General features: G+C 55.8%; 1 protein-coding gene. It reads left to right on the top strand.

From position 1 onward, the window contains the following. Positions 1-109: 109 nt before the first annotated feature. On the top strand, positions 110-330 hold a 221-nt coding region (locus tag AC1ECK_RS36720), incomplete at its 3' end, for a LysE family translocator (protein WP_480328207.1).

The following is a 330-nucleotide window of genomic DNA, read 5'->3' as shown; positions in this document are numbered from 1 at the left end:
CTGAGCGGACTGACGGCATAACCGAAAGCGGCCAGTCAAACTGATTGACCCCTTAAAATTCGTTCATTAGACTGAGATCCCTTTTGCGTTACCAACAAAAGGGATCCTCATGCTCAGCCTCACTACGCTCGGACTCTTCTCGGGTGCCTGCGTCGCCCTTACTATGACGCCCGGTCCGGACATGCTGTTAATCGCGTCCCGAAGCGTTAGTCAGGGACGATCTGCCGGCTTTGCATCGCTTGCCGGAATTCAGGCGGGAACCTACTGCCACGCGATGGCGGCAGCGTTTGGTCTATCCCGGCTGTTTCTCGCTGTTCCCATTGCTTACGA

The organism is Paraburkholderia sp. SSBN10T, from assembly GCF_056619545.1.
Note: the sequence above shows the minus strand (reverse complement) of the source record. Positions and strands in the feature narration are given on the sequence as shown.